The sequence below is a fragment of the Anaerotignum sp. genome (assembly GCF_031981185.1).
Taxonomy (GTDB): Bacteria; Bacillota; Clostridia; order Lachnospirales; family Anaerotignaceae; genus Chakrabartyella.
The window spans coordinates 1-9,414 of record NZ_DALYUL010000019.1 but is presented as its reverse complement, the minus strand read 5'-3'; the positions used below and the strand labels follow the sequence as shown (position 1 = coordinate 9,414).

At 39.9% G+C, this 9,414-nt stretch carries 7 protein-coding genes; 5 read left to right on the top strand and 2 right to left on the bottom strand.

The window, feature by feature from the left end; translation table 11 throughout:
* Positions 1-184: 184 nt before the first annotated feature.
* From murA to ftsH, 3 genes are all read left to right on the top strand, one after another.
* A complete protein-coding gene (gene murA / locus RTK36_RS11310; RefSeq protein WP_312047295.1) occupies positions 185-1,447 on the top strand; it encodes a UDP-N-acetylglucosamine 1-carboxyvinyltransferase in 1,263 nt (420 codons plus the stop codon).
* 91 nt (positions 1,448-1,538) lie between these two features.
* On the top strand, positions 1,539-1,979 hold the full coding sequence (locus tag RTK36_RS11305; protein WP_312047291.1) for a MarR family winged helix-turn-helix transcriptional regulator: 441 nt from the start codon (positions 1,539-1,541) through the stop codon (positions 1,977-1,979).
* 99 nt (positions 1,980-2,078) lie between these two features.
* Positions 2,079-3,929, top strand: a complete 1,851-nt coding sequence (ftsH, locus tag RTK36_RS11300; protein ID WP_312047287.1) for an ATP-dependent zinc metalloprotease FtsH — start codon at positions 2,079-2,081, stop codon at positions 3,927-3,929.
* 307 nt (positions 3,930-4,236) lie between these two features.
* On the opposite strand, the gene RTK36_RS11295 is transcribed toward ftsH, so the two are convergent.
* Together RTK36_RS11295 and RTK36_RS11290 are read right to left on the bottom strand one after the other, a co-directional pair.
* Positions 4,237-5,505 (bottom strand): stalk domain-containing protein, encoded by a 1,269-nt coding sequence (locus RTK36_RS11295; protein ID WP_312047284.1) that lies wholly within the window; start codon positions 5,503-5,505, stop codon positions 4,237-4,239.
* The gene (locus RTK36_RS11290) at positions 5,502-6,878 is read right to left on the bottom strand and encodes a sigma 54-interacting transcriptional regulator (RefSeq protein WP_312047282.1); all 1,377 of its coding nucleotides are present in this window, start codon (positions 6,876-6,878) and stop codon (positions 5,502-5,504) included. Before RTK36_RS11290 ends, RTK36_RS11295 begins: the two co-directional genes overlap by 4 nt.
* Positions 6,879-7,142: 264 nt before the next feature.
* Here RTK36_RS11290 and RTK36_RS11285 point away from each other — a divergent pair, with 264 nt between their 5' ends.
* Positions 7,143-8,285 carry an acyl-CoA dehydrogenase gene (locus tag RTK36_RS11285; protein WP_312047280.1) on the top strand — a complete coding sequence of 381 codons (1,143 nt, stop codon included), beginning with the start codon at positions 7,143-7,145 and terminating at the stop codon, positions 8,283-8,285.
* A gap of 77 nt (positions 8,286-8,362) precedes the next feature.
* Positions 8,363-9,154, top strand: coding sequence for an electron transfer flavoprotein subunit beta/FixA family protein (locus tag RTK36_RS11280; RefSeq protein WP_312047277.1), 792 nt, complete (start codon positions 8,363-8,365; stop codon positions 9,152-9,154).
* Positions 9,155-9,414: the final 260 nt, after the last annotated feature.

The following is a 9,414-nucleotide window of genomic DNA, read 5'->3' as shown; positions in this document are numbered from 1 at the left end:
TTCTACCGATGAACTACATCCGCGAAGGTATGTTTCTATTATACCAGAAGATTGACAACTGTAAAGCGTGAATTTAAACAAAAATTTTACAAATTCGGCGAATATTTTATCGGTTGCTTTTGCTTTTGACGGACATAATAAAGTCGCAATCATTATTATTTTTTTAGAAATGCGAGGGATGGGTATGGAAAAGTTTGTAATTCATCATACGGATTTACTGCAAGGAAAAGTTCGCATTAGCGGTGCCAAAAATGCGGCTTTACCAATTTTAGCAGCTTGTTTATTAACACAGGAGACCTGCATTATTGAAAATGTGCCTCCTCTTACGGACGTACTGAATATGCTGGAAATTTTAAAGGGATTTGGTGCGGAAGTTTCTTATGACGAGGAGAAAGAAGTTATTTCTATTTCTGCCAGAGAATTAACTTCAATTGAAAGTTTTTATGAGCAGGCGGGGAAGATGCGCGCCTCCTTTCTTGTAGCTGGGCCATTACTATCCAGATATGGTCATGCCAGATTGCCCCATCCCGGAGGCTGTCAGATAGGAAGTAGACCCATTGATTTGCATTTAAAGGGCTTTCATGCCATGGGGGCAAAAAGCAAGCAAGAACACGGAATCATAGAATTAACAACAAAAAAATTAAAGGGTTCAAATATCTATTTAGATTTTCCCAGTGTTGGTGCAACGGAAAACATTATGATGGCGGCAGTATTGGCAAAAGGTAAAACAGTTATTGAAAATGCTGCGGCAGAACCGGAAATTATTGATTTGGCGGATTTTTTACGAGAATTGGGCGCAGATGTGCAGGGTGATGGTACTGATACCGTGGAGATTATTGGTGGGAAAGAGTTGGGCGGGGCAACTCATATGGTCATTCCTGACCGAATTGAAGCGGGAACTTTTATGGTGGGAGCCGCAATTACTGGTGGCGACATTATTCTAGAAAATGTAAGAGAAGAACATTTAAAACCAGTAATTGCAAAGCTTGCGGAATGTAATGTGAAGATTGAAACGATTCCTGAGGGTCTCCATGTTTATAGGAAAGGAAAACTTCAGCCATTGCAATTAAAAACAATGCCTTTTCCCGGATTCCCAACTGATATGCAGGCACCTTTTATGAGCTTGATGACTGTGGCTAAGGGAACCAGTGTTATTACCGAAACTGTATTTGAAAATAGGTTTACCCACGCAGGTGAGCTTCAACGTATGGGAGCAGATATTCGTATTGAGAGCCGTAATGCAGTGATTGAAGGTGTGGATGAATTAACAGGCAGTAAGGTTCGTGCAACGGATTTAAGAGCAGGAGCAGCATTAATTCTTTCGGCTTTGGCGGCAAAGGGAGAAACTGAAATTGGTGACATTCATCATATTGAGAGAGGTTATTATAAAATAGACGAAAAATTAAGAGGATTGGGTGCGGATATTCAGCGTACAGAAGAAAATTAGCAATTATATAGGAAAACTTAATAATATTTTAATTGCCTTACGATTGTTAGGATGTTATACTGTCAGCAACCTAACAATCGGAGGTGATTTTATGGAGTTTCAGTCGAAATTTTGTGTCGAATTAAAATCTATTGTCAATTCTATTTGCCGACAAATAGCGCAACATCCAAGCAATAAAGAGGCAGAAAAATTAACAACTATGCAGATTTGGATTATGCACTATCTTTATGATAATCAAGATAAAGATATTTTTCAAAGGGATTTAGAAGCGGATTTTAACATCAGAAGGTCGACCGTTTCGGGAATTCTTCAAATTTTGGAGAGAAAGGGATATATTCTTAGACAAAGCGTTGCCCATGATGCAAGGCTAAAAAAAATAACCCTAACAGAAGAAGCAAATTGCCTTTACCGAGATATCTTGCAGCAGCTTTGCTTCATGGAACAGAAAATGACCGAAAATATTTTGGACGAAGAATGGATGATATTTTATAAGGTTCTCGAAAAGATAAAAGAAAATTTGAATTCTATGTAAATGACTGGTTAGAAAAGTACAAATGTAAAGCGGTAATTGGCGAAAATACATAACAAAGATTTTTGTTACCTTGGGAAGAAAAGAAAGAGAGTGAACGATATGGAGAATAAAAAGAAGCCGTTTATATATTATTGGATATTGGCTTTGCTGGCCATGTTTCTATTTAATACCTTTTTATTGCCTTTGTTTACAAAGGATGCAATGGAAAAGGTTAGCTATGATGTATTTTTAGGTGATCTAAAGAAGGAAAATGTTAGTGAAGTACAAGTAAATGAAGATAATATATATTTTATTTTAAAAGGAACCACAGATGGGGAAACTGGAGTTCAACCAGAGAAGGTTTATGTAACCAGTCGTATGGATGATAGCATGCTCGTTGACCGTTTGGACAAAGCCGGGGTTAAGTTTAACGAGGTAAAGCCAAAACAATTTTCTCCCCTCATTAGTACTGTGGTGATGTTAGTTGTATTTGCATTGTTCTGGCGATTTGTTATGAGCAAGATGATGGGCAAAATGGGTGGCATGGGTGGTAACGCCATGTCCTTTGGTAAATCCAGTGCGAAAGTTTATGTGAAAGCCCAAACAGGCAAGACATTCGTGGATGTGGCAGGTCAGGACGAGGCAAAGGAAGCCCTTACCGAAATTGTTGATTTCCTTCACAACCCATTTAAATATACAGTGGTGGGAGCAAAAATGCCCAAGGGTGCCTTATTGGTAGGGCCTCCGGGAACAGGAAAAACCCTTTTGGCACAAGCGGTTGCCGGGGAAGCAAATGTACCTTTTTTCTCCATATCCGGCTCGGAGTTTGTTGAAATGTTTGTTGGTATGGGTGCTGCCAAGGTGAGGGATTTATTTAAGCAGGCCAACGAAAAAGCGCCATGTATCGTATTTATTGATGAAATTGATACAATTGGTAAAAAGCGTGATGGCGGAAATGGTATGGGCGGAAATGATGAAAGGGAGCAGACATTAAATCAGCTTTTAACGGAAATGGATGGATTTGACGGCAAAAAAGGAGTAGTTATTCTGGCGGCTACAAACAGACCTGAAACGTTGGATAAAGCATTGTTGCGTCCAGGACGCTTTGATAGACGTATTCCTGTGGAATTACCTGACTTACAAGGTAGAGAGTCTATTTTAAAAGTCCATGCGCAAAAAGTAACCATGGACGATAATATTGATTTTGGCCCTATTGCCAGGGCAACTGCCGGCGCATCCGGTGCTGAGCTTGCAAATATTATCAATGAAGGTGCTCTGCGTGCTGTTCGTTTGGGTCGTTCTAAAGTAAGTCAAAATGATTTAGAAGAGAGCGTAGAGGTGATTTTAGCAGGTTATCAGCGAAAGGGTGCCGTTGTTTCTAAGCACGAAAAAGAAATTATTGCCTATCACGAGGTAGGACATGCCTTGGTTGCGGCAAAACAGAAAAATTCGGCACCGGTTCACAAAATTACTATCATCCCCAGAACTTCAGGTGCCCTTGGCTACACCATGCAGGTGGATGAAGGAGAATTTTTCCTCATGGATCAGGAGAAGGCTTTTAATAAAATTGCAACCCTAACTGGGGGACGTGTGGCAGAAGAAATTTGTTTTAATTCCGTTACCACTGGGGCTTCTAATGATATTGAGCAGGCCACCCGAATGGCAAGAGCCATGATTACCCGCTATGGTATGAGCAATGAGTTTGGTATGGTTGCTTTGGAAACCGTGAATAATCAATATTTAGGCGGTGATACTACGTTGGCATGCTCCAATGAAACTGCCGCTAAAATTGATAAAGCGGTCATAGAAATGATTCGAGAAGCCCATGACAAGGCTTATGCCATTATCTCTGAAAATAGAGGAAAAATGGACGAAATTGCGGCATATCTTCTGGAAAAAGAGACCATAACTGGGGATGAATTTATGGAGATATTAAACGGAGAAAAGAAAGCAATAGATGAAGAACTATAACCTTTGGTCGTTATCTAATTGGTTTTAAATCTCAAGACCAGAAAATTAATAAAAGAGATCCTAGGGTGTCGATAAAGTCGACGCCCTTTTTTAATTTTGTTTTTTCGTAATCCCCTTAAAGCACAATTTTGAAAAGGAAGGTAATTGACTTCATTTCGTCCTAGTAATAAAAATAGGGCATCTACAATGTAGACACCCCCAATGGGTCAAGACGAAATGGCAAATATGCACCATCTACCCTAAGTATAGCTAAGGGTGGCAATGCCATGCCCACAGTTTGAGGACAAGGCCCTGCAAGCTTCTCGATCTAGCTCGCAAGGGTTTGTTTTTTATCCCCTGCATCCCCTAAGGTAACAGGGTCGTTTGTTTGAAAGGATAGGCTGTGTCCATTGGTTTTCATAACAATTGTGCCACTACGGAAAGTACCGTAAACGGTAGCGCCATTGTTAAAATAACGTTCCAAAACAGCTTTGTGGGGATGTCCATAGCTGTTTTCCTTTCCAGCAGAAATTATCACGTATTCTGGTTTTAATACGTCTAAAAATCTTTGGGATGAAGAGGTTTTGGAGCCATGATGCCCCGCTTTTAATACGTTTACTTTACCAAATTTAGAAAGAGAAGCGGCTTCAGCTTCCTGTTCCATATCTCCGGTAAATAAAACTGAAATTTCCCTATAATTCAATTGTGCCACAACACTATTGTCATTAACATCCTTATAGTTATCCCCAGTCTCAATGATTTTTATTGTTGCTCCATAGCCCAAATCTATAACCATGTCATCATCATATAATACTTTGCATTTTGGTTCGTTTTGGGCGGCTTGCCAGTAATCCTGATAGGTTTTTGTATCTTTGGTGGCGCCGCTATCGATAATTTTAGATACATCATAAGCCTTGATAACATCATCTAAACCGCCAATATGATCTGCATCGGGATGGGTAGCAATCACCAAATCCAGATTTCCAGCAATGAATTCTTTTATATAGGTTACGATGGCCTTCCCATCCTTATTATTTCCCCCATCAATAAGCACTTCAAAATCTTTATTGTCGATCAAAATGGCATCTCCTTGCCCTACGTCAATAAAATGCACCGCTAGTTCTCCATCGTTTTCTTGTGTAATAACCAGTATATTCTTTTTTGTATCCCAATTGACTTTTGCACCAAAGGCTTCTAAAACAGATCGAATTGGCAAATAGGTGCGTCCGTCTTTCACTAGAGCGGCAGTATCTGTAGTCTTTTGCTTATCATTTATGACCAAATAAGCCTTCCCAATGGGAACCTGTACCGTGGTATTATCCTTTTTTAAAGTAACTGTTTTTTCTGCTTCGCTCCAAGCAGTTTCACAGCCAAAGGCTTCCATTGTGGCCCGTAGAGGTACCTGCATCCGCCCGTTGTTATCCGTAAAGGGATAGCCTGATACTGTTGAAAAGGGGACATTCTGATTATTTATATAAACAGATGGAGTAGAAGGAGCGGCATAAACAATTCCAGTAAATAAGTAGAAACTCATAAGCAAAATGCTAAAATTTATGCATTTTCGTACATGCTTTTTGCCCCGTTTATTTTTCATCATTTTGAATTCCCTTCTTGGTTATTTTCTTTTTTCAGGTAGTAAGCCACTTTATAATAGGGTAGGTCGTATCCCATTTCAGTCAGGCGATTGGAAATTTTTCTTGGACCATCCCCGCTTTGGTATCGTTCAAAAATAAATTGGGCAACATCCTCAGTTATTTTATTTGTGGGGGGCAGGGAATCATTTTTTTCTGTCTCCGATTTATCAGACACATCAAAGGGAATATGTTCCAGTCCAACGGTGGTGGTAATATCGGTTTTTTCCCCAATATCCTCAATTAACGGGGAGGAGGCGTCAATACTATAATTGATAACATCTCGCATTTGTCGGATATTTCTGGGATAAACGGCATTTAATAAAGCATGCTTTGCCTGAGGCGTAAACACCACGTGATAGTGAATTTTTCTCGCTTCCCAAACAGCAGTTTCATATTTTTTCACAAAGTGCATGAATAGCTGCTCCTTTTCTTCTAAAGAACGCTCTTGCAAGGAGGGTAAATACATTTCATATTGTCCCAATCGCTGATAAAGCTCAGGAAGAAAGACTTCATGAAGGTTTTTGGTGGATGCGGCAATGACAATAACGTTGATATCCACCTCTCTTGTATCGCCAATTCGGCGGATTTTCCCCGATTCTATGGCTTTTAACAGTAGGTTTTGATAATTTTCAATGGTATGGGCTTCATCTAAAAATAGAATCCCACCATTTGCCTGCTCAAAAAGGCCTTTCTTCTTCTTAGAACCAGTGTATGCCCCTTCTACAGAACCAAAAATCTCCACGGCGGCAATATCTGGGTTTGTAAACTGCGCACAATTGATTTCAATAAAAGGTGCGTTTTTGCTGATTACGCCAATCTCTTTGGCATAGTTATAAATTAAATTTGCGAGCATGGTTTTGCCGGTGCCCGATGCCCCTGTAATTATAGAATGACGGGGACCACCTAAAGAGCCAACAATTTTTTTTGCCTGCTTGTACACATTTTGCATGGTGCCAAGATGAACCACGTGGTTAAAATCACCTTCAGGTCTGGTAAGTTTCACCTGTATTTCTAACTGCTTGATTTTGCTGTTTAGCTGATCCAGTTCCTGAATATCCTGAAAAACAGAAAAAGCTCCTAGAAATTTACCTCTGAGAAAAATTGGATAGGAGTTAACAATATATTTTTTGGGGGGAACAAAGTGTATGGTTTTATCCAATACAGGCTTTCGATCTTCCAGAACAGTCAAAAGGACTGCCGCGGGGTAAAAATCCGTAATTGGTTTGCCAATCATCTCTTCCTTGGGTTTTCCCGCATAATTTGCACTAATTTCATTTACATAAACAAGAATACCTTCCGTATCTACCACATTTACTCCATCATTGATGCAGCACATCAGGGAGAATATCTAGAGATAAAAACAGCTTTTTTGTCAGTTTCATAATAGTTACACCTCAATTTTGTGAGAAATTAATATTATAACAATTACTTTGTTACATTCTAACATTTATTGCAACAATTATCTATCATTAAATTTAGAATTAGGCGTAAAATCAGTAAAGGGCTTGTTTGGCACGGTAATTGCTGATAATATATAATCGTTAGAGAAATAACAATTTAGTATGCTAAATATGAAAATGATTTAAGGAGGAACAAGTTTATGGAGTTTGGCTATTCTAAAGAGCACGTTTTACTGCGAGATCTTTACAAAAAGTTCGCCGAAACAGAGGTTAAACCTTTGGCAGAAGAGCTTGATGAAGAAGAAAGATTTCCTGTGGAATCGATAAGCAAGCTGGCAAGATTCGGGTTTATGGGTATTCCTTTCCCTAAAGAATATGGCGGCGCTGGCGGAGATTATTTATCTTACTCGATGGCAGTGGAAGAGCTTGGCAAGGTTTGCGCAACAACATCAGTAATTGTTTCTGCCCACACATCTTTGTGTGCTGGCCCAATCTATATGTTCGGTACTGAGGAGCAGAAGCAGAAATATTTGGTACCTTTGGCTAAGGGTGAAAAATTGGGTGCTTTTGGTTTAACTGAGCCCAGTGCAGGTACTGATTCCTCCATGCAGCAGACAACAGCAAAGCTGGATGGCGATGAATATGTATTGAATGGTACAAAGGTGTTCATTACAAATGCAGGCTATGCAGAAATCTACGTGATTATCGCAATGACAGATAAAGCAAAGGGCAACCGTGGTATTTCCGCATTTATCGTGGAAAAAGATACACCCGGATTCTCTATCGGCAAAAAAGAAAGAAAAATGGGTATTCGTGGTTCCGCAACTTGCGATCTGATTATGGAAAACTGCCGTATCCCTAAAGAAAATCTTTTGGGTAAAGAAGGACAGGGCTTCAAAATTGCAATGCAGACATTGGATGGCGGCCGTATTGGTATCGCTTCTCAGGCATTGGGTATCGCAGAAGGCGCAATTGAAGAGTGCGTTAAATATGTAATGGAAAGAAAGCAGTTCAAAAAGAAAATCGGTCAGTTCCAGAACACACAGTTTGAATTGGCTGATATGGCAACAAAGGTAGAAGCAACAAAGCTTTTGATTTACAAAGCAGCTTGTGAAAAAGATGCCCATAGACCTTACAGCCACCTTTCTGCTATGGCAAAATATATGGCAGGCTCTACAGCAAGCGATGTAACAAGAAGATGCGTTCAATTATTCGGCGGATATGGTTATACAAGAGATTATCCTATGGAAAGAATGATGCGTGACGCAAAAATCACAGAAATCTACGAAGGTACATCCGAAGTGCAAAAAATGGTTATCTCCAGCTGGTTAGGCTTGAAATAATTTTGTTGACAGATGTGTTTTCCAATGTAAGAAAACAATCCTAAAGATTCCAAAATATGAAAGGAGAAACTTTTCCTATGAAAATAGTTGTTTGTATCAAGCAGGTACCTGATACCGTAGAAGTAAAGATTGATCCAAAAACAGGCACACTGATTCGTGACGGTGTTCCCTCCATTATTAACCACGATGACAAGACAGGCATTGAAGCTGCCTTGACATTGAAAGAAAAATTGGGTGGTACTGTGACCGTTGTTTCCATGGGCCCTCCTCAGGCAGATGTTGCTTTGAGAGAAGCATTGGCTATGGGTTGTGACGAAGCTTATTTGGTTTCCGCTAGAGAATTCGGTGGTTCCGATACATATGCTACTTCCGGCATTTTGGCAGCAGCTTTAGATAAAGTTGGCTATGATGTCATTATTACAGGCCGTCAGGCTATCGATGGTGACACAGCTCAGGTTGGTCCTCAGATCGCAGAAAAATTGCACTTGCCTCAGGTTTCTTATGTAGAAGAACTGGTAGATGCGGGAGCAGATTATGTTACTGTAAAAAGACAGTTTGAAGATGGCTACCATATTGTTAAGGTAAAAACACCTTGTCTTTTGACTGCTATTGCAGAATTGGCTGAGCCTAGATATATGTCCGTTGGCGGCGTATTCGAAGCATACACCAAAGAAATCAAAACCATTGGCTTTGAAGAATTGAAGGCTGGTTTGGAGTTGGATATGATTGGTTTGAAGGGTTCTCCTACAAACGTATACAAATCCTTCACAAAGGAAATGAAGGGTGCAGGTACCGTATTAAACGACCTTACACCTGAACAGGCTGTAGAAGCAATTGTGAATAAATTGGAAGAGAAGTTCATTATCTAATTAAGGTAGCGTGATTTTTCTTTTACATAAATGTGCCGTGAAAAAAGATTTTTAGGCGGCAAACGGTCGAGGCGTTCTCTAGGCAAGCTAGGCTATGCTTAGGGACATGCTGAAAAATTTAAGGAGGAAACACCTATGAGCAAAGGTATTTTTGTAGTAATAGAGCAAAGAAGCGGCAAGGTTCAGAATGTAGGCCTTGAGCTGATTGGCGAATCCACCAGATTGAAAGAAGACCTCAAGGATGAAGTAGTTGCAGTCCT

Excerpts from the sequence above, each read along its gene's own strand:
- murA (WP_312047295.1), top strand. The coding sequence starts at position 185 with ATGGAAAAGTTTGTAATTCATCATACGGATTTACTGCAAGGAAAAGTT.
- RTK36_RS11305 (WP_312047291.1), top strand. The coding sequence starts at position 1,539 with ATGGAGTTTCAGTCGAAATTTTGTGTCGAATTAAAATCTATTGTCAAT.
- ftsH (WP_312047287.1), top strand. The coding sequence starts at position 2,079 with ATGGAGAATAAAAAGAAGCCGTTTATATATTATTGGATATTGGCTTTG.
- RTK36_RS11295 (WP_312047284.1), bottom strand. The coding sequence starts at position 5,505 with ATGATGAAAAATAAACGGGGCAAAAAGCATGTACGAAAATGCATAAAT.
- RTK36_RS11290 (WP_312047282.1), bottom strand. The coding sequence starts at position 6,878 with ATGTGCTGCATCAATGATGGAGTAAATGTGGTAGATACGGAAGGTATT.
- RTK36_RS11285 (WP_312047280.1), top strand. The coding sequence starts at position 7,143 with ATGGAGTTTGGCTATTCTAAAGAGCACGTTTTACTGCGAGATCTTTAC.
- RTK36_RS11280 (WP_312047277.1), top strand. The coding sequence starts at position 8,363 with ATGAAAATAGTTGTTTGTATCAAGCAGGTACCTGATACCGTAGAAGTA.